This window comes from Pseudoduganella sp. UC29_106, from assembly GCF_044055365.1.
Taxonomy (GTDB): Bacteria; Pseudomonadota; Gammaproteobacteria; order Burkholderiales; family Burkholderiaceae_D; genus Rugamonas.
Map to the genome: position 1 here is coordinate 4,347,921 of NZ_CP171977.1, position 18,480 is coordinate 4,366,400.

The 18,480-nt window shown below is 62.4% G+C and carries 16 protein-coding genes; 5 read left to right on the plus strand and 11 right to left on the minus strand.

Annotated features, from left to right (window positions below):
- Positions 1–353: 353 nt before the first annotated feature.
- The 3 genes from ACHMW6_RS21630 to ACHMW6_RS21640 are packed head-to-tail and all read left to right on the plus strand — an operon-like array spanning position 354 to position 3,522.
- The gene (locus ACHMW6_RS21630; RefSeq protein ID WP_395399800.1) at positions 354–1,616 is read left to right on the plus strand and encodes a GMC family oxidoreductase; all 1,263 of its coding nucleotides are present in this window, start codon (positions 354–356) and stop codon (positions 1,614–1,616) included.
- A 16-nt stretch (positions 1,617–1,632) separates the two neighbouring features.
- A complete protein-coding gene (locus ACHMW6_RS21635; RefSeq protein WP_395399802.1) occupies positions 1,633–2,547 on the plus strand; it encodes a catalase family peroxidase in 915 nt (304 codons plus the stop codon).
- An 18-nt stretch (positions 2,548–2,565) separates the two neighbouring features.
- Positions 2,566–3,522, plus strand: coding sequence for a catalase family peroxidase (locus tag ACHMW6_RS21640; RefSeq protein WP_395399804.1), 957 nt, complete (start codon positions 2,566–2,568; stop codon positions 3,520–3,522).
- Between the two features lie 24 nt (positions 3,523–3,546).
- On the opposite strand, the gene ACHMW6_RS21645 is transcribed toward ACHMW6_RS21640, so the two are convergent.
- Together ACHMW6_RS21645 and ACHMW6_RS21650 are read right to left on the minus strand one after the other, a co-directional pair.
- Positions 3,547–4,482, minus strand: a complete 936-nt coding sequence (locus ACHMW6_RS21645; protein WP_395399805.1) for an AraC family transcriptional regulator — start codon at positions 4,480–4,482, stop codon at positions 3,547–3,549.
- Entirely contained in the window at positions 4,479–5,468 is a 990-nt protein-coding gene (locus ACHMW6_RS21650) for a helix-turn-helix domain-containing protein (protein WP_395399807.1), read from the minus strand. The genes ACHMW6_RS21645 and ACHMW6_RS21650 overlap by 4 nt, the downstream gene beginning before the upstream one ends.
- 205 nt (positions 5,469–5,673) lie before the next feature.
- Here ACHMW6_RS21650 and ACHMW6_RS21655 point away from each other — a divergent pair, with 205 nt between their 5' ends.
- A complete protein-coding gene (locus tag ACHMW6_RS21655; protein ID WP_395399809.1) occupies positions 5,674–6,984 on the plus strand; it encodes a sugar MFS transporter in 1,311 nt (436 codons plus the stop codon).
- A 29-nt stretch (positions 6,985–7,013) separates the two neighbouring features.
- On the opposite strand, the gene ACHMW6_RS21660 is transcribed toward ACHMW6_RS21655, so the two are convergent.
- The 9 genes from ACHMW6_RS21660 to cyoA all read right to left on the minus strand — a co-directional run bounded on the left by ACHMW6_RS21660 (position 7,014) and on the right by cyoA (position 16,834).
- Positions 7,014–9,170: a molybdopterin cofactor-binding domain-containing protein gene (locus ACHMW6_RS21660; RefSeq protein ID WP_395399811.1), complete on the minus strand. Its 2,157-nt coding sequence runs from the start codon at positions 9,168–9,170 to the stop codon at positions 7,014–7,016.
- Positions 9,163–9,624 (minus strand): (2Fe-2S)-binding protein, encoded by a 462-nt coding sequence (locus ACHMW6_RS21665; protein WP_395399813.1) that lies wholly within the window; start codon positions 9,622–9,624, stop codon positions 9,163–9,165. The genes ACHMW6_RS21660 and ACHMW6_RS21665 overlap by 8 nt, the downstream gene beginning before the upstream one ends.
- A 413-nt stretch (positions 9,625–10,037) precedes the next feature.
- Entirely contained in the window at positions 10,038–10,580 is a 543-nt protein-coding gene (locus ACHMW6_RS21670) for a response regulator transcription factor (protein WP_395399815.1), read from the minus strand.
- A complete protein-coding gene (locus ACHMW6_RS21675; RefSeq protein WP_395399817.1) occupies positions 10,577–11,929 on the minus strand; it encodes an ATP-binding protein in 1,353 nt (450 codons plus the stop codon). The genes ACHMW6_RS21670 and ACHMW6_RS21675 overlap by 4 nt, the downstream gene beginning before the upstream one ends.
- Before the next feature lie 20 nt (positions 11,930–11,949).
- Positions 11,950–12,777, minus strand: a complete 828-nt coding sequence (locus ACHMW6_RS21680; RefSeq protein ID WP_395408684.1) for an SURF1 family protein — start codon at positions 12,775–12,777, stop codon at positions 11,950–11,952.
- Complete coding sequence (gene cyoD, locus ACHMW6_RS21685) at positions 12,777–13,184, minus strand: cytochrome o ubiquinol oxidase subunit IV (protein ID WP_395399819.1); 408 nt, start codon at positions 13,182–13,184, stop codon at positions 12,777–12,779. The genes ACHMW6_RS21680 and cyoD overlap by 1 nt, the downstream gene beginning before the upstream one ends.
- On the minus strand, positions 13,181–13,816 hold the full coding sequence (gene cyoC / locus ACHMW6_RS21690) for a cytochrome o ubiquinol oxidase subunit III (RefSeq protein WP_395399821.1): 636 nt from the start codon (positions 13,814–13,816) through the stop codon (positions 13,181–13,183). The genes cyoD and cyoC overlap by 4 nt, the downstream gene beginning before the upstream one ends.
- A gap of 4 nt (positions 13,817–13,820) precedes the next feature.
- The gene (gene cyoB, locus ACHMW6_RS21695) at positions 13,821–15,818 is read right to left on the minus strand and encodes a cytochrome o ubiquinol oxidase subunit I (protein WP_395399823.1); all 1,998 of its coding nucleotides are present in this window, start codon (positions 15,816–15,818) and stop codon (positions 13,821–13,823) included.
- A gap of 2 nt (positions 15,819–15,820) precedes the next feature.
- Positions 15,821–16,834: a ubiquinol oxidase subunit II gene (gene cyoA, locus ACHMW6_RS21700; RefSeq protein ID WP_395399825.1), complete on the minus strand. Its 1,014-nt coding sequence runs from the start codon at positions 16,832–16,834 to the stop codon at positions 15,821–15,823.
- A 285-nt stretch (positions 16,835–17,119) separates the two neighbouring features.
- On the opposite strand from cyoA, the gene ACHMW6_RS21705 reads away from it, so the two are divergent.
- Entirely contained in the window at positions 17,120–18,472 is a 1,353-nt protein-coding gene (locus ACHMW6_RS21705) for an MFS transporter (protein WP_395399827.1), read from the plus strand.
- Positions 18,473–18,480: the final 8 nt, after the last annotated feature.

Below are 18,480 nucleotides of genomic sequence, written 5' to 3' on the forward strand. Positions count from 1 at the left end.
AAACTCTCGCAGAATCTCTGCTTAAGCTTATTGTGGCTGGCGGGCCTCGCCCTGTTCCTGCTGCCGGTGTATGGAGTCGTCCATGGACTATGACTTCATCATCTGCGGCGCCGGCTCCGCGGGCAGCGTGGTCGCCGCGCGGCTAGCGGAAAATCCGGCAGTGCGCGTGCTGCTCATCGAGGCGGGTGGCACGGACGAAGTTCCTGAGGTGATGGAACCCGCCCTCTGGCCGCACAATCTCGACTCGGAGCGGGACTGGGGCTTCACCGCCGCCGCCAATCCCTGCCTGAATGGACGCGCAATTCCCATGAATATGGGCAAAGTGCTGGGCGGCAGGCTCCAGCATCAACGTGATGCTGTGGGCACGCGGCCATCAGAACGACTGGGACGACTTCGCGGCCGAAGCAGACGATCCGGCCTGGGGCTACCAGTCCGTGCTGGAGATCTATCGCCGCATCGAAAACTGGCAAGGCAGCCCGGACCCGGCCAGGCGCGGCGCGGGCGGCCCCGTTCATGTGATTCCGGCCCCGCAGCCGCAGCCGGTCGCACTGGCTTTGCTGGAAGCAGCACAAGGCATCGGCATTCCCGCCTTCGAAAGCCCGAATGGCGCCATGATGGAGGGGCGCGGCGGCGTCGCGATCAATGACCTCATTATCAAGGATGGCCAGCGCAACTCCATCTTTCGCGCTTACGTACGGCCGATGATTGCGGCCGCCAACCTCACGGTGCTCAGCAACACGCTGGTAACGCGCCTCCTTTTGCGCGGCTCCACTGTCATCGGCGTAGAAACTGTCCGCAACGGGCAGCGGCATAACTATTACGCCGACCAGGAGGTTGTACTCTCGCTTGGAGCGGTACATACACCAAAAGTCCTGATGCAGTCCGGCATAGGCCCGGCGGTGGAGCTGCAGGCGCATGGCATCGACGTGGTCCAGCATCTGCCGGGCGTCGGCCAGAACCATCAGGATCACGTGGCCTTCGGCTGCATCTTCGAATACACGCAGCCGCAGGCAGTGGGCGCAGGCGGCTCGGAGGCGACGCTGTACTGGAGCAGCGACCCGTCCCTGCGCTTGCCCGACATGTTCCACTGCCAGCTCGAGTTCCCCGTCCCCAGCGCGGAAACTGCCGCAGGCGGCGTCCCGGAGCATGGCTGGACAATGTTTGCAGGGCTGGCGCATCCGAAAAGCCGTGGCGTCTTGCGCCTTTCCGGCCCGGACCATTGCGACCCGATACGCATCGAAGCCAACACGCTCTCCCATCCGGACGACATGGCGAACGCGCTCGCCAACATCGAGCTTTGCCGCGCGCTCGGCAACCACCGCGCGTTCGGCAAGCTGGTGAAGGGAGAGGCGCTGCCCGGCCGCCTGAGCGCCGTCGAAATGCAGAATTTTGCCCGCAACGCAGCCGTCACCTACTGGCATCAGTCCTGCACCGCCAGGATGGGACGCGACGCGCTTGCCGTCGTTGACAACCGCCTGGCCGTCTATGGCATCCAGGGACTGCGCCTGGCGGATGCTTCGATCATGCCTCATGTCACCAGCGGTAACACGATGGCGCCTTGCGTGGTGATCGGCGAGCGCGCCGCGGAAATCATCAAAGCCACCTACAACATCTGATCAGAGGGGGATCATCATGGCAACACCTGTATCCGGCGCCGCTTTCATCGACGCCCTCAACCAGACCTTCGGGCGGCACGAAGCGAAGCGTGCTTCGCACCCCAAAGGAGTCTGCTGCAAAGGCAAGTTCATACCCGCGCGTTCGCTAGAGGAATTGGTGGACGCACCGCTGTTCCGTGCGAACTCCCTGCCCGCCGTAGTGCGATTCTCCATCGGCGGCGGCAACCCGAATGTGTCAGACACGGCACGCGTGATCCGCGGCCTGGCCATCTCGGTATCGGACCACGCCGAACGCTATGACCTGATCATGCTTTCCGAACCCGTGTTCTTTGCCGCCACCACGGAATCCTTCTTCAGCTTCCTGGCAGCCCGCGTTCCCGATCCGGAAACCGGCAAGCCCGATCCGGCAAAAATCGCCGGCCATAATGCCCGCTACCCGGACGGCGCCCGTCAGCCTGCAATGCTGGCATCGCATCCGCCCAGCGCGTCGTTTGCGACATCCAGCTACTTCTCCAACAATGCCTTCTGCTTCCGGGCTGCGAATGGCGCCGTGACCACGGCCCGCCTTGTCATGGAACCACAGACCGGCGTGCATTATCTCAGCGAGCAGGAAGAGAAGTCTTTCGCTCCGGATTATATGAGCACCGAGCTGCAGCACCGCCTTGCGGGAGGGCCGCTGGCCTTCACGCTGTTCGCCCAGCTCCCCGACCCGCAGGATTCCTTGCTCGATCCCAGCCAGGAATGGCAAGGCCAGCGCCGCATCGAGATGGGCACGCTGCTCGTCCAGGAAATGCACGCGCCCGACGCTTGCGACGGCATGAGCTTTATGCCGCTGAATCTGCCCAAGGGCATTGAACCATCCGATGACCCCATCCTTGCCGCGCGGCCAGGCGCCTATGCGGTATCACTCACCCGTCGCCGTAACAATTGATCTCAGAAAGGCATGACCATGGACGCCACCATTCAATCCGCCCCGGCCCAAGTGGCCGAACCGGCAGCAATCGTTGCCGCACTCAAGACCAATGCAGGAAATCCCAAAGGCGTGCGCGCCAGTTTCGCCAAGGGTCAATGCGTGCTTGGCCGCTTCACTTCCGCCAGGGAAGCGGCCAGCGTGACGAAATCAAAAAGCTTTACCGCGCCCTCGAAAGTGCTGGGCCGCTTTTCAGTTGGCGGCGGCAATCCGAAAGTTGCGGACAGTAATCGCGTTGTGCTGCGCGGGCTCAGTCTTCACATCGGCAACGGAAAGGACGCCACCGACATGTTGTTCGAGAATGCCCCGGTCCACTTTGCAAAATCGACGGGGCAGATGCTTGAATTCCTGACCGTGCGCGCGCCGGGCCCCGACGGCAAGCCCGACGCCCAGAAGGTCAAAGCCTTTTCCGCTGCCAATCCGGAAACCCTCAACCAGGCCAACTACGTCGCCGGCAAGCCGGTACCCGGCAGTTTTGCAGGCGTCACATATTTCGGCATCCACGCCTTTCCGGTGACGAACGCCCGCGGCCTTACGCGCTTCGTCAAATTCGAGCTGATCCCGGCCGGAGGCGAAATCAGCCTCTCCGACGAGGAAGCGAAAACCAAAGCCGATGACTTCCTGCAGCAGGACTTGAAGGCCAGGATTGTTGGCGGCGGCATCAAATTCAGGATGGTCGCGCTGCTGGACCAGCCGGGCGATCCGACCATGGACGTCACGTTGCGCTGGCCGGGTGAAGACGATCGCCAGCAAGTCACGCTCGGCACGATCGAACTCAACGCCCTGAGCGATAACGAGCCATGCGACGAAACCATCTTCAATCCCGGCACCCTGGCTGCAGGCGTCGCTGAACCGCCGGACGAAATCTTCGCCGCCCGCAAACTGGCTTACGCGATTTCGCTGGCACGCCGGCGAAGCGAGATTGCCCAGCCATGAAACGGCAGCCTGCCCGGTGCGCACTTAATGCGGGCCGGGCAGCCTCGTCACGCACTGCAGCATCGACTGCACATTCGGGAAGCCAGCTCTATCGCTGATCTCCTGCAGGGACAAATGCCGGAACGATGGGGCGCGCAGCATGCGCAGCGAGATTTCGCCGCGCATCCGGTTCAACAAGTCCGCGAAAATTTGTCCGCTTGCCGCCAGCGCATCGTGCAACTCATGCAGGGGAATCCGCAGATCGCTGGCCACATCGCCGGAACGCAAGCCGGGTTCCGCGCAGCGCTGGCGCATGACGGCCTCGATGGCATCACGCAGGCCGGCAACCGGGCGGCGAGTGCCCCCGGTGCGGTCGCTGCCCGCCAAGGCCAGCATGGCGCCGAACTGCTCCGCCAGGTCCGCCGCCGGAAGGGGCGACGCCAGCAAGGTGTGAGGCGACAACTGCGCCGCAAACAGATTCAGGGCGCGTCCCAGCCCTGAATCGCGGGTAAACTGGCAGCCGGCCAGGTCAGCGCCTTGAGGAACCCATCGCTGCAGCCATTCCTCGCTCATCTTGATATGGACCACTTCGAAATCGGCCGGCATGGAGAGATGGAAGGCGTAAGCCGAATCGACCAGGATACCCTCGCCGGCAGCGAGCCTTATATCGCCATGATGGCTGAGCGTCCAGCCGGCGGCACGGTTGATGAGGAAGTGGTAAGTGTGCGCCTCGCTGCGGGCAAGCTCGCTCCGGCCGCGAAAGGATTGATGCGCGGAGCCGGTCTGGTGCAGGAAGGAGACGCCCTCTTCCAGCTCCATGCACGCCATATGAAACTCGAAGTCGCGCGGATCGTCGATGGAGACATTGACCGGCACGATGGCCTTGCCCAACGCCTCGACCACGCTGGTGCAGCGGTCCTGCTGCGGCAGGAGATCCGTCGACCATCTCGCAACGGGCGGCTGTTCCATAGCTTTCATCATACCTGCTCCTCGCTGTTTGTCCTGGCGCCGGAATCCCCCGTGCGCCGGATCTGGCTGGGCGTATGCCCGGTGCGCGAGTGCACCACGGCGCTCAGGTGAGAGGCATCGCAGAATCCTGCACGGAAGGCGATCTCGCCGATGGTCAGCCTTTTGTACAAGGGCGACTGCAGCATGCGGACAGCATTGGTGCAACGCATATCGGTTAACGTGCGGCCAAATGTCGTTCCGGAGCGCGTAAAGCATCGATGGAAAGTGCGCAGCGGCATGCCGACAGCCGTGGCTACATCGGATGCAGTCAGCGCGGGCGAGCAGCACAGCTGCCACATCGCGTCACGGATACGGTCGATTTGGGGCAATGCCGGCTTTTGCTTCTCGGCTGGCGCCCCGCTCATCTCCTGCGCGGTCAGGGCCAACAGCGATCCCAGCTGGTCTACGATCAGCGACAGGGGCAGCGGGGATTGCTGCAGGAACTGCGGCGTCATTGCCGCCGCGTAGGCGATCAGCGCACGTCCCCAGGCAGTGGCCGACGAGATGCGGGCGCCAGTCAGCGCGGATGGCGACGGCAGCCATTGCCGCACCCAGCCTTCCGACAATTTCAGGTGCAGGTAATCGTAGTCAGAGGGACTGTCGAAATCGACGACGAATTGGGAATCGACGAAAAGCGCATCGCCGCGCTCCATGCGCATGCGACCGCGATGCTCGACATTCCAGGAGGTCTCGCGGTTCAGGATCAGGTGGAAGTTGCGGCCGCTGCTGCGGGCGATATCGCCGCTGTCCGTAAAACAACGGTGGGCGCTGCCCTGCTGCCGGATGCAGGAAAGGCCGCCCAGCTCCAGGGCATCCATATGCGCGGCAAAATGATCGGCGCCAGGGGCCGCCAATTGCGCGGGAACGATGGCAGTGCTCAGCGCCGCCGCGTAATAATCCAGACGTTGCAAGGCCGGCACATCATCGGTCGACCAGCGCGTTACAGGTAGCGATCCCATTCTTTTTCGCCCTCCTCGGATGCCAGCATTCATGCAGTATGCACCACGGAACGGGTCAGATTGTGATCAAAGTGCCACTTTTCCTGCCAACCAGATCGCGACGTATATCAAAAACGATATAGCTCAACCGGTTTTAGTTATTGGGAATGAAACGGGGAAGGATGTACGATGACCGGCACCCCCACCGCGTTCGGAGTTTATTTGTATGCCAGGTCCAGTTTCCGCCTCCTCCCCCGTGCTCGAGTCCCAGTCCGCCGCGAAAGCCAGCTATGCCGCCGTGATGTCCCTGCTGGCGAGCCTGTTCTTCACCTGGGGCTTCATCACCGTCATTAACAATACGCTGCTGCCGCACCTGCGCAGCGTGTTCGAACTGAATTACACGCAGACCACGCTGATCGAATCGGTGTGGTTCATCGCCTACTTCGTCGCCTCCATCCCGTCCGCAAAGCTGATCGAGCGAGTCGGCTACAAGAAATCGCTGGTCACCGGCCTGGCAATCATGGCAGTCGGCGCGCTGATGATGATTCCGGCGGCGCGTTTGCCATCCTATGTGGTCACGCTGTGCGCCCTGTTCGTGATCGCCTGCGGCATCACGCTGCTGCAGGTTTCGGCGAATCCTTATGTGACCGTGGTCGGATCGCCGCAGACGGCGTCCTCGCGACTGAACCTTGTGCAGGCGTTTAATTCGCTGGGCACCACGCTGGCGCCCCTGTTCGGCGCCTACCTGATCCTGGGGCGTTCCAACTCCGGCACCGCTGAAGCGAGCCGCGTGCTGACCCAGGCCGAGCGCCTGGCGGACGCGCAGGCCGTGCAGCTGCCCTACCTGATCGTGGCCGCCGTGCTGGTGGTGCTGGCAATCGTGATCGCGCGCTTCCCGCTGCCGTCGCTGCACCACGCTGCGATGAACCGCGCTTCGAAAGAGGAACGCGCGAAGATGTCGCTGTGGCGCCACCGCAACCTGGTGTTCGGTGTGCCGGCCATCTTCATTTACCTGATCGCTGAAATCGGCGTCGCCAACCTGTTCATCAACTTCGTGTCGCAGCCGGAGATTGGCAACGTCAATCACGAACAGGGCGCGCACTACCTGTTCCTGCTGTGGGGCGGCATGATGGTGGGACGCTTCATCGGCAGCGCGGCAATGCGCAAGACCAGCGCCGAACGCGTGCTCGCCTTCTGCAGCATCGGCGCCTGCGTCGTCATGCTGGTCGCCGCCCTGGGCACCGGACACCTCGCCATGTGGGCGCTGATTTCCGTGGGCCTGTTCCACTCCGTGATGTTCCCCACCATCTTCACCCTCGGCATCAAGGGCCTCGGCCCGCTGACCGAAGAAGGCGCCGGCCTGCTGATCATGGCCATCGCCGGCGGCGCGCTGGTCGTGGTGCAGGGCTGGCTGGCAGACACCTTCGGCCTGCAGATCTCCTTCCTGCTGACCGCTGCGTGCGAACTGTATGTGCTGTTCTACGCTATGTGGGGCGCCAAGCCAACCAACGCTTTCGCCGACGAACACGCGGAATAATCCGCGTGCCGCGGCGCGCAGCGCCTGAATCAGGCGCTGCGCAGCTGTTCGCCGACGGGCAGCTTACGCAGGCGCTTGCCCGTTGCGGCATGCACCGCGTTGACCAGCGAAGGGAACAGTGCAGCCGTTCCAGGCTCGCCCATGCCGCCCGGCGCTTCGGTGCTCGGCACGATATGCACTTCGATCGCCGGCGTTTCGCCCATCCGCATCACCCGCACGTCGTGGAAGTTCGACTGCAGCACGCGGCCCTGCTCCACTGTCGCCTCGCCCCACAGGGCGGCCGAGATACCGTAGATCACAGCGCTGGTGATCTGGGCCTTGATGGTATCCGGATTCACCGCGACGCCCGGGTCAACGGCTGCCACTACGCGCTTGACGGTCACTTCCCCGTCCGCGCCGACCGCCACTTCCGTGATCAGCGACAGATACGTGCCAAATACATATTGCAGCGATACGCCGCGTCCCTGGCCGGCCGGCAGCGGCTTGCTCCAGGCGGATTTTTCGGCCGCCAGCTGCAGCACCGTCCTGGCCCGTGGATTTTTGTCCAGCAGCGCCGCACGGTAGGCAACCGGGTCCTTGTTTGCCGCTGCCGCCAGTTCGTCCATGAAGCTCTCGACCACGAACACATTGTGGGCCGGACCCACGCCGCGCCAGAAGCCGGTCGGCACCGGCGGTTCGTAGCTCACATATTCGACCAGGAAGTTTGGCACCGCATAAGGAATCTCGGCGGCGCCTTCCACCGTCTCGGAATCGAAACCGTTGACGAAGGCTGGCGGGAAGAAGCGCTTCAGGGTTGAAGGCCCGGTCATGCGATGGCTCCATGCCACAGGCATCCCTTCCGCATCGACCACGGCACTGAGCTTGTCGACAAAAGCGCCGCGATAGATGTCGTGCTGGATGTCTTCTTCCCTGCTCCAGGTCACTTTGACGGGGCCTTTGACCTGCTTGCCGATCTGTACGGCCCGTGCCACCATGTCCGGCTCCAGGCGCCTCCCAAAGCTGCCGCCGAGATAATGGTTGTGCACCACGACTTTATCGGTCGGCAGGCCGGCAACTTTTGCCGCCACCGCCTGCGCGATCGTCATGATCTGCGTGCCAACCCAGATTTCGCAGCTGTCTTCCTTCACGTGAACGGTGCAGTTGACCGGCTCCATTGCGGCGTGGATCAGGAAAGGCTGCTGGTAGACGGCCGCAATCCGCTTGCCGGCCGCGCTGGCGGGATCGCCTTCCTGCTTCACTTTCGCGCCCGGCGATTCGGATGCAGCCATCATCGCGTCCAGGATGGAGGCGTTGCTGACGCCCGCGTTGGGGCCCGCGTCCCACTCAATGACCAAAGCGGCCAGGCCCTTGCGCGCCGCGCCCGTGTGGTCGGCGATCACGGCCACGCAGTCATCCAGCTTTACTACCTGGCGCACGCCCTTGACCGCCAGCGCCTTGCTGTCGTCCACGCTGCGCAGCTTTCCGCCGAAGGCTGGCGCCTGAGCCAGCGCCGCGAACTTCATGCCCGGCACCATTGCATCGATGCCGTATTTGGCGCTGCCATTCACCTTGAGCGGCGAGTCCAGGCGTTTGACCGGCTTGCCGAGCAGCTTGAAGTCGGCCGGTTGCTTGAGGGGGACATCCTTCGGCACCGGCAGGGCGGCGGCCCTGGCCGCCAACGCGCCATACTTCAGGCGCTTGCCGCTGGGGCGATGCACCACTTCGCCATGCTCCGCGTAGCAGTCCGACGGATTGGCTTTCCACTGCCCCGCCGCCGCCTCGATCAGCATCACGCGCGCGGCAGCACCGGCCTGGCGCATCGGCAGGTAGGCGCCGCGCATCGTCGTCGAACCGCCGGTCATTTGCAGCTGGAAGATCGGGTTGGCATACAACTTGTCGCTGGCGGGAGCGTGGCGCAGCCTGACGTGCTTCATGTCCACTTCAAGCTCCTCGGCCACCAGCATCGGCACGGAAGTATATGTGCCCTGCCCCATCTCGATATAGGGCATGGTGATCGTGACCTGGCCGTCCGCCCCAAGCAGGACGAATGCGTTCGGTTCGAACCTCGCATGCGCATCTGCGGCCTGGGCAGCCGCGGCGACGCTCGGCGTAATGCCGAAGGAGATTCCGAGCAACAGGCCGCCGCCCGCGGCGCTGGCCGCCAGGAAGGAGCGGCGCGACAGATTGGGCTGGTCGTCCTTACGCATGCTTGCCTCCCAGTGCTTTGGCAGCCGCCTTGATGCCTTCGCGGATGCGTGGATAAGTGCCGCAGCGGCAGATATTGCCGTTCATCGCCGCATCAATATCGGTGTCCGTAGGCGCCCTGTTCGTCTTCAGCAGGGCCGCCGCCGACATCAGCTGGCCGGACTGGCAATAGCCGCACTGCACCACGTCCAGCGCCAGCCAGGCATTCTGCAGGGCCGTGCCGATCTTCGAATCACCCAGCGCTTCGATGGTACTGATCTTCTTGTTGCCGACCATGTCCACGCTGGTCAGGCACGAGCGGGTCGGCTGGCCGTCGACATGCACCGTGCAGGCGCCGCACAGGCCCTGGCCGCAGCCGAATTTGGTACCGGTCATGCCCAGCACATCGCGCAGCACCCACAGCACCGGCGTATCACCATCGACGTCGACCTTGTGGTTCTTGCCATTCACATTCATTTTCATTCCTCGCTATGAAAACACCGTCCAATGTTCTCAGAACGCCACCTGTTAAATGGGACGTAAATCCCACCATTCCGGCCTTGATGCAAGATGAAAGAACCACGACCTCGCCGCCCTCCCTGGCACGCTCAACCGCTCTGTGGAAAAGTAAGCTGCCCATAAATTACGCAGCAAAACTTTCCCCTTACAAATCATTGACTTGCAATTTAGCAACGCCCATTGTTAACAGACTTGTCCACAAATTCTGTTAACAATTAACCGCCAAAAACCGGGGTCAGCTCTGTCATTCGGACACGCGAGCAATCCCTTTGATCCAGCTCAATACGCGAAATCGCTCGATTCGGCGTATTGATCTGGATCAAATGGTAGCGCTGGCTGTCCGAATGACAGAGCTGACCCCGAATTGGGGGTTATTTGACGCGCTGCTTTTCGAGCTTGCGGGCGAGGGTGCGGCGGTGCATGCCGAGGCGGCGGGCGGCTTCGGAGATGTTGAAGTCGGTTTCGGCGAGCACGGCGTGGATGTGCTCCCACTCGAGCGTCTTGACCGACGTGGTGCGGTTGGTGACTTCGATGTCCGAGGCGCCGGCGACGTGGTCGAAGGCGGCTTCGATGTCGTCGGTGGTGGACGGTTTGGCGAGGTACTGGATGGCGCCGAGCTTGATGGCTTCGACCGCCGTATTGATGCTGGCGAAGCCGGTCAGCACGACGATGAGCATGTCCGGATCGTGGGCGTGCAGCGCCTGCACGCAGACCAGCCCCGATGAATTGCCCTTCAGTTTCAGGTCAACCACGGCGTAGCCGGGCGAATGGTCGGCCAGCAGCGCGCTCGCTTCGTCCACGTTTTGCGCCAGCAGCACCTTGTAGCCGCGGCGCTCGAATGAACGGCCCAGCGTGCGGGCGAAGGCCGCATCGTCTTCCACGATCAGCAGAACACGTTCTTCTTCAGTCGTCATTCGTCGTATTCCTCAGGTAAAGCGATGGCGGACAACGGCAGCGTGAGGCGCACATTGGCGCCGCCTTCGGCGCGGTTGCTGGCCGTGACCGAGCCGCCCAGCATGCGCGCCACGTTCACCACCAGGAACAGCCCCAGTCCGCGGCCCGGCTGGCCTTTGCTGGACTGGTAGGGCTTGCCGAATTGCGCCAGCATGGCCGGATCGAAGCCGGGGCCGGCGTCCGTCACCAGAAGCTCCAGCATATCGCCATTAATGCGAGCCTGCATGCGCAGCCACTCGGGCGACGCTTCCAGCGCATTGTCGAGCACATTGCAGATCATCTGCTGCAGCGTCGAATCAGCCACCACGCGAACATCCTGCTCGATCTGGTTCTCGAATTCGAAGGAAGCCACCGGCCGGCTGGCGCGCCATTCGTCCACCAGTTCGGACAGGAAGGTGTTGATGGTGGTCGCTTCGGACGATTCGCCGCGCGTCTCCCCGGCCGACAGCAGAATGCCGCTGACAATGGATTTGCAGCGCTGGAGCTGGGTCTGCATTTCCGCAATCTCTTCCAGCAGGTCCGGACTGCGGCTGAATTCGGGCATGCGCCGCCAGTCACCCAGGATCACGGCCAGCGTGGCCAGCGGCGTACCCAGTTCGTGCGCGGCGCCGGACGCCAGAAGCCCCATCCGGACGATGTGCTCTTCCTCCGCGGCGCGCTGGCGCAGGTCGGCCAACTTGCTGGCACTGGCGCGCGAGTTCTCCATGATGCGGCCGGTGAAGAACACCAGCAGCGCGGCATTGAGCACAAAGCACAGCAGCATGCCCTGGATATAAAGGCTGAAGATGCCGCGTTCATGGTCAAGCGGGACTTCCAGCGGCTTGGAGAAGATCGCCAGCCCGGCCACGCAGGCCGTGGTCACGCCGACAATCAGCCAGGTGGATTTTTTCTCCAGCAGGACCACGCTGAGAATGACCTGCAACAGGTAGAGGAAGACGAAGGGATTGGTGGTGCCGCCGCTCTGGTACAACTGCAGGGTCAGGCTGGCAACGTCCACCAGCAATGCCAGCAGCAGTTCGTTGTTGGACACCGGCAGGTTTTCCTGCCAGCGCAAGGTGCTGGCGATGTTGAAGGCGACCAGGCAGACCAGCACGCTCAACATGGCAGGCAGCGGCAACTGCACGCCGAAGACCAGCGCCGTCACGGAGATGGTAACGACCTGCCCTACCACGGCCAGCCAGCGCAGCTGAATCAGCTGCTGCATGTTCTTGTGGCCCGCCGCGTGCGTGATATTGCTGACGACATTGGCGGCGGCGCGCGCTGCTCCGCCTACTTCGCCTATCGCCTGGCTCTCATTGCCACTTGCCATTTCCACCTTTCAAAATCAGTTCAAGCACCCTTCTTGCGCAGCGCGCGCTCGTTGCGGACAACCCAGTAACAGGCCCATGCCACCATCAGCGCCAGCGCATACCAGGTGAGAGCATAAACCAAATGGTTGTTATGGAAGGAAACGACAGTCAGTCCCCCCACCGGTTCGCCGACGGCGGCGCCGGTCGCGGCGTCGGCATCGACAAAATACGGCGCCACTTGCGCCAGCTGGCGCGAGTCGGCAATGGCTTGCACATCACGCGAGTACCAGCGGTCGCCCGCCGGGTCGTTCTTGCGCAGGAAGCCGCCTTTCGCTTCGCTGATGCGCAGCAGCCCGGTGACCGAGGTGGCAGCGCCCTGCGCCTGCGCGCAGGAGACCGAGGCAGCCGGATGCGCACCGGCCGGGCCGCTCGCAGCGACAAAGCCGCGGTTGACCAGCACGACGCTGCCATCGTCGCGGCACATGGGTGTCAGCAGCCAGTAGCCGCTGCCCAGGGCCGTGGACGCCTGAACGCGCGCGGTCAGCTCATGAAGAAATACGCCGCTGAGGCGCACATGGCGGTACTCATCCTTCTCGACGCTCACGCCCGGCCATTCGGCCACGGCGGGAGCTTCGACGGGCGTGGCGTGCACGCGCTGTTCCACGCGTGCGATCAGCGCCTCTTTCCATTGCAGGCGCTGCACCTGCCACGTCCCTAAAGCGAAAAAGCCCGCAAACAGCAGGCTTCCGATCGCTAGCAGGAGGTACCGCAGGCCGGCCGAACGGCGCCGCGGCGCCGCATCCAGCGCCGCCGCAGCGGCATCCGGTTGCGGCGCGGCTTGCTCTGCCGGGCCTTGCGGTCTGTTCATCATGGCATCTCGTGAGTCATCCCGGGCATCATCCCCGGCATCATATTGTGATTCATATGGTACATGACCCAGATCGAACCGCTCAACATGATCACCACCAGCATGACCGTGAAGATCAGCGCCAGCATATTCCAGCCGCCTTCCGACTTCGAATTCATGTGCAGGAAGTAGACCATGTGGACCACGATCTGCACGGCGGCCAGGCCGAGCAGCACCAGGCCGGCGGTGCTGGACTTGTCGATGACTTTGCCCATCACTAGCCAGAATGGAATGGCGGTCAGGATCACTGCCAGAACGAAGCCGGTTACATAGCTCTTCATGCTGCCGTGATCGTGATCGTCGTGGCCATGGTGGCCGTGACCGTGGTCGTCGTGCGCGCCGTGGTCGTGGTGGTTATGCTCGCTCATGGCAGGACTCCCATCAGGTAGACAAAGGTGAAGACGCCGATCCAGACCACGTCCAGGAAGTGCCAGAACATGGAGAGGCACATCAGGCGGCGGCCGTTTTCATGGGTCAGGCCGTGCTTCTTCAGCTGGAACATCAGCGTGACCAGCCATACGATGCCGAAGCTAACGTGCAGGCCGTGGGTGCCGACCAGGGCGAAGAAGGAGGTCAGGAAGCCGCTGCGCTGCGGGCCTGCGCCTTCGTGGATCAGGTGCATGAATTCATACAGTTCGAAGTAGATGAAGCCAGCGCCCAGCAGGCCGGTAACGGCCAGCCAGAACATGGTCGGCTTCAGCTTCTTCTTTTGCATTTCCAGCATGGCGAAGCCATAGGTGATCGACGACAGCAGCAGCAGCGAGGTGTTGATCGCCACCAGCGGCAGGTCGAACAGTTCCGCGCCGGACGGGCCGCCGGCGTAGTTGCGGCCCAGGACCGCGTAAGTCGCGAACAGCACTGCGAAGATCAGGCAGTCGCTCATCAGGTAGATCCAGAAGCCCAGCAGGGTGCCGTTCTCCGGATGGTGCTCGCGCACGAAGAAGCGCGAGCTTTGATCGGCAACCAGCGCGCCGTCAACAGTTGGAGTTTTCGTGGTCATGGCGTTATGCAGCTTCCAGCAGACGGGTGCGCGCATCTTCCGTGCGGGTGACTTCTTCCGCAGGGATGTAGTAATCGCGCTTGTAGTTAAAGGTGTGGATGATGATTGCAGCCATCAGCACAACAAAGCCCAGCACGGCCGGCAGCCACATTTGCCAGATCAGCGCGAAGCCGACCACGAAGCTCAGGGCCGAGATGATGAAGCCGGCGCCGGTATTCTTCGGCATGTGGATGGACACGAAGCCTTTCAGCGGACGCTGGTAGCCATTCTTCTTCATGTCGGCCCAGGTGTCGTTGTCATGCACGCGCGGGGTGAAGGCGAAGTTGTAGTCCGGTGGTGGCGACGAAGTCGACCACTCCAGGGTACGGCCATTCCACGGGTCGCCGGTGATATCGCGCAGCTGCTCGCGGCGCATGTAGCTGACGGCGAACTGCACGATCATCGCGCCAATACCGACGGCGATCAGCACCGCGCCGGCGGCGGCGATCACGAACCAGATCTGCAGCGAAGGATCTTCGAAGTGGCTCATGCGGCGGGTCACGCCCATCAGGCCCAGCACGTACAGCGGCATGAAGGCCAGGTAGAAGCCGATGGTCCAGCACCAGAAGGAAATCTTGCCCCAGAACTCGTCCAGCTTGAAGCCGAAGGCCTTCGGGAACCAGTAGTTGATGCCGGCGAACAGGCCAAACAGCACGCCGCCGATGATCACGTTGTGGAAGTGGGCGATCAGGAACAGCGAGTTATGCAGCACGAAGTCCGCAGGTGGCACGGCCAGCAGCACGCCAGTCATGCCGCCGATGACGAAGGTGATCATGAACGCAATGGTCCACATCATCGGCAGTTCGAAGCGGATGCGGCCGCGATACATGGTGAACAGCCAGTTGAAGATCTTGGCGCCGGTCGGGATCGAGATGATCATCGTAGTGATGCCGAAGAACGAGTTGACGCTGGCGCCCGAACCCATGGTGAAGAAGTGGTGCAGCCATACCAGGTAGGACAGGATGGTGATCACGACGGTCGCATACACCATGGAGGTGTAGCCGAACAGGCGCTTGCCGCAGTAGGTCGATACGACTTCCGAGAAGATGCCGAAGGCCGGCAGCACCAGGATGTAGACCTCGGGGTGGCCCCAGATCCAGATCAGGTTCACGTACACCATGGCGTTGCCGCCCAGGTCATTGGTGAAGAAATTGGTGCCGAACATGCGGTCCAGGGACAGCATGGCCAGGACGGCGGTCAGTACCGGGAAAGCAGCAACGATCAGCACGTTGGTGCACAGCGAGGTCCAGGTGAACACAGGCATCTTCATCATGGACATACCCGGCGCGCGCATCTTCACGATGGTGACGACCAGGTTGATACCGGATAGCAGTGTGCCCACCCCGGCAATCTGTAGCGACCAGATATAGTAGTCGACCCCGACGTCCGGACTTGCCAGGATGCCGGACAGCGGCGGATACGCCAGCCAGCCGGTACGGGCGAATTCACCCACGAACAGGGAAGCCATGGTCAGCATGCCGCCGAACACCGACATCCAGAACGAGAAGTTGTTCAGGAACGGGAAAGCCACGTCGCGAGCGCCAATCTGCAGCGGCACCACGTAGTTCATCAGGCCAGTCACCAGCGGCATCGCCACGAAGAAGATCATGATCACGCCGTGGGCGGTGAAGATCTGGTCGTAGTGGTGCGGCGGCAGGAAGCCGGCGGCGTCGCCAAAGGACATCGCCTGCTGTGCGCGCATCATCAGCGCGTCGGCAAAGCCGCGCAGCAGCATGATCAGGCCGAAGATCATGTACATGATGCCGATCTTCTTGTGGTCGATGCTGGTGATCCAGTCGCGCCACAGGGTGCCCCACAGTTGGTACTTGGTGATCAGGGCCAGCAAAGCTGCGCCGCCCAGTGCCACCATAATGAAGGTGCCCAGCAGGATGGGCTCATGGAACGGAATCGCTTCCCAGCTTAGCCGTCCGAATATCAGCTGCGTCAAATTCAGGTCTTGCATGGTCAGTTCTTCTTCGTTTCAGGGGTGAGGCACACTTCTTCGGTGCCGGCCACTGCCAGGCGGCGCTCGGTGCGCTTGGCGGCCAGGGCCTCGGTGCTGGCGCCGCGGGCGCGCTCTGCGTCCTCGGCCATCATGTCGCGGATGCAGGTGGCGTTGCGGTCCACGCAGCGGTTGACGATAGCGTCGTACAGCTCGTGATCAACGGAACCGAAGTGGCGTACTTTGTCTTTGATGCTGGGCTTTTCCAGCACGGTGTAGCTGGCGCGGTCCAGCTGCTCGGCGCTGGCCTTCGTGCTCTGCACCCACTTGTCAAAATCAGCCTGAGTCATGCCGTGGAACTTGAAGCGCATGTCCGAGAAACCGGCGCCGCTGTAGTTGGCGGAGAAGCCTTCGTACACGCCCGGCTTGTTGATGACCGCGTTCAGCTGGGTTTCCATGCCGGCCATGGCGTAGATCTGGCCGGCCAGCGCGGGAACATAGAAGGAGTTCATCACGGTCGAAGCGGTGATCTTGAAGCGCACCGGCACATCGACTGGAGCCGCCAGTTCATTTACGGTCGCGATGCCCTGCTCCGGATAGATGAACAGCCACTTCCAGTCCATCGCCACCACTTGCACTTCCAGCGGCTTGACGGACGCGGCAACCGGGCGCTGCGCGTCGATGCGCTGCAGCGGGCGGTATGGGTCCAGCGTATGGGTGCTGATCCAGGTCAGCAGGCCAAGGACGATGATGATGAGCAGCGGCGCGCCCCAGATCACGAGTTCCAGGCGGGTCGAGTGATCCCAGTCCGGCTCGTATTTGGCGGCCTTGTTACTCTGGCGATAACGCCAGGCGAACAGAATGGTCAAAGCGATAACAGGCACGATGATCAGCAGCATCAGCAGTGTTGACACCGTAACAAGGTGCGCCTGCTGTGCGGCGATATCGCCGGAGGGGTTCATCACCACGGTATCGCAGCCAGCAAGCGCGATAAGTGGTGCAGCGAACAGCCCGCGTCGAAGGAAGGTAGATAACATGCGGTTGAGTGCTATGTGGATTGAGAGAAACAGCGCACTGTAACTCTCCAGACAGTATTTGGACATTGGACACTTTGTCCTCCCCGGGGCGGAGAAGGCGCGTCAGGCGCGACACAAAGGCAATGTTTACCTGCGATAAAGTACTGTACAGAGCGGGCAAAACCTGCCAATGTAGCTCTACCGTCTGATTTTGGACATTGGACACTTTGTCCTACCCACTGTGTCCAAGGCCATGATCAGGCGAAAGCAGCATTATTAAAAGACAGAGATGAGTGAGACAAAGATATGGCCAGCATGAATACCACGCATGGAGGCAGCATTCCTGCCGATTTTCCACCTCGTGCCAGCGCAGAAGACGCACGGCGCATCAATACGGACAATCGTCCCATTTCACCGGGTGAAATAGCGGTCGGCGTCGTTATCGGGCGCGCTTCCGAATATTTTGATTTCTTTGTTTATGCCATCGCTTCGGTACTGGTGTTCCCTTCCCTGTTCTTCCCCTTCGAAGGACGGCTGGAAGGAACGCTGTACGCATTTACCATTTTCTCGTTTGCCTTTATTGCAAGGCCGATCGGCACCGTGCTGTCGATGGCGATCCAGCGGCGCTACGGGCGCGAAGTCAAACTGACGATCGCCCTCTTCCTGCTGGGCTCGACGACGGCCGGCATCGCTTTCCTGCCGCCCTATTCGGAACTGGGCTTTAACGCGATCATCATCCTGTCGCTGTTGCGCATCGGGCAAGGCCTGGCCCTGGGCGGTTCCTGGGACGGCCTGCCGTCGCTGCTGGCCCTGAATGCGCCGGAAAACAAGCGCGGCTGGTATGCGATGCTGGGCCAGCTGGGCGCGCCGGTGGGCTTCTTCATCGCCGCCGGCCTCTTCTGGTACCTGATCTCCGCGCTGGACAACCTGGACTTCATGGAATGGGGCTGGCGCTATCCCTTCTATGTGGCCTTCGCCATTAACGTGGTCGCGCTGTTCGCCCGCCTTCGCCTGATTTCCACCAACGAATTCACGCACCTGCTGGAAGAACGCGAACTGCAGCCTGTCAGCATCAGCGAAATGACGCACTCGCAGGGCCGCAACGTACTCATCGGCGCCCTGGCTGCGTTGGCCAGCTATGCGCTGTTCCATCTGGTGACGGTGTTCCCGCTGTCCTGGATCAGCCTGTATTCGCCGCGTTCGGTGGAAGGTTTCCTGGCAACCGAGATGATTGGCGTTGGCCTGATGGCCGTCGCCGTGGTGGCGTCCGGCCTGATTGCCGACCGCTTTGGCCGACGCCGCACGCTGGGCACGCTGGCGATGCTGATCGCCCTGTTCAGCGCCTTCGTGCCGATGCTGCTGAATGGCGGCGAAGCGGGACAGGATGCCTTCATCCTGCTCGGCTTCACCCTGCTCGGCCTGTCTTACGGACAGGCCGCCGGCGCTGTGACTGCCAACTTCCCGGCCAAGTTCCGCTACACCGGTGCGGCGCTGACATCCGACCTGGCATGGCTGGTCGGCGCGGGCTTCGCGCCGCTGGTCGCGCTGGGCGTATCGGCCAAGTTCGGCCTGGCTTATGTCGGCCTCTACCTGCTGTCCGGCGCAGTCTGCTCGCTGGCGGCCCTGAGCCTGAACCGGGCGCTGGACATCAAGAACTAAGCCGCGCC